At 75.6% G+C, this 640-nt stretch carries 1 protein-coding gene; it reads right to left on the reverse strand.

Annotation, left to right across the window (positions count from 1 at the left end; genetic code table 11):
* On the reverse strand, positions 1-640 hold a 640-nt coding region (locus ON39_RS22990), incomplete at both ends, for a fatty acid kinase subunit FakA-related protein (RefSeq protein ID WP_040737527.1).

The following is a 640-nucleotide window of genomic DNA, read 5'->3' on the forward strand; positions in this document are numbered from 1 at the left end:
GATGGCGGCGAGCAGTTCGGCGGCGGTCACGCCGTCGTCACCGGCGAGCACCACCGCCCCCGCCTCCTCGAACAGCTCGGCCGCGTCGTCACCGCACGCGACCGCCAGGACCCCGCGGTCGGCGGGTCCGTCGAGCTTCCCGGCCGAGTCCACGGGGGCGAGCGGATGCCCGGACGCCATCTCACGACCATGCTGCGCGAAACTCTCGATCCGGATTCCGCTGAGTTCTCCGGCGGCCAGACCGGCCTCCACGGCCGCGCCCGCGTCCGCGCAGTGCACGTGGGCGGACCAGCGACCTTCGCCGTCCCCGACGACAACCACCGAGTCGCCGAGCTCGGCGAGGCGGGCGCGCAGCCGCGCGATCCGGTCCGCGTCGGTGTCGGCGAGCAGGTACATCACCTCGAATCGCGGCTCCGCCGAACCGGTTTCGCCGCTGTCCTCGACGGGCTGCGCGGCGACGGACGCGCGCGGGGAGTACTCCGGCCGGGCGGGGATCTCGCCGAGGGTGATCGAGACCAGCGCGTCCAGCAGGACGACCAGCCCGCGCGCGCCCGCGTCGACCACGCCGGCCGCGCGCAGCACGCCGAGCTGAGAGGGTGTGTCGCCGAGCGCCTTGGCGGCCCCGTCGGCCGCCGCCAGC

Origin of the sequence: Nocardia tenerifensis NBRC 101015, from assembly GCF_000308715.1 — a bacterium.
GTDB lineage: Bacteria > Actinomycetota > Actinomycetes > Mycobacteriales > Mycobacteriaceae > Nocardia > Nocardia tenerifensis.